The sequence below is a fragment of the Acinetobacter seohaensis genome (assembly GCF_056431365.1).
The window spans coordinates 1-707 of the sequence record NZ_JBWKMK010000069.1; the positions used below are offsets into that span (position 1 = coordinate 1).

Consider the following 707-nt stretch of genomic DNA (forward strand, 5'->3'; position numbering starts at 1 on the left):
TCAAGCTTTATTGTGCCATTGAAAGCAAGCCTGAAGACTTCGGGTTTACTGTTAGATGTTGATGTCGCCAATGCCCACATTGGCCGGTGGCTGCATGAAACCGCCAATCAGCGGATTCATGCCACCACGCAAGAAAAACCGGCTGTTCGACTGCAACAGGAGCAGCAAAAATTTACGCCATTACCGCAATCAGATACAGGTTCCAGCACTGTACCTGTTGCAGCAGCAGAGCATGTCATGCCCTACGAGAGTTTGCAGCATCCCTTATCGGTATATGACCAGTTGCTGGGAGTTTCCTGATGAATCTGCAATACGACCGTATAGAGCAGCTTTGCCAAAAGCTCAATCTGCCTGCCATCGCATCACAATGGTCACATCATGCACAACAAACATTAGGTCAGGATGGAAGTTATGCCGACTTTGTTGAAGCGATCTTGACGCATGAATATGCTGCCAGGCAACAGCGCAGCCAGCAGGTACTGATGAAACTCTCAGGCCTGCCTCAAGTCAAAACCCTGGAAGACTATGATTTTAATTATGCCCTAGGGGCCCCTAAATCACAGGTGATTGAACTGTTCACTCTGAGCTTTATTGCTAGAGCAGAAAATGTGGTGTTTCTCGGGGCTAGCGGAGTAGGAAAAACGCACTTATCTATGGCATTAGGCTATAAGGCCATCATGAACAACATTAAGATCAAGTTCATTACC

The 707-nt window shown here is 47.2% G+C and carries 2 pseudogenes; both read left to right on the forward strand.

The features are described from left to right. Positions 1-300 (forward strand): annotated as a pseudogene (locus AC07E5_RS09670) (IS21 family transposase); the annotation flags it as partial. Then, positions 300-707, forward strand: a pseudogene (gene istB / locus AC07E5_RS09675) (IS21-like element ISAba8 family helper ATPase IstB); the annotation flags it as partial. The pseudogenes AC07E5_RS09670 and istB, both read left to right, overlap by 1 nt.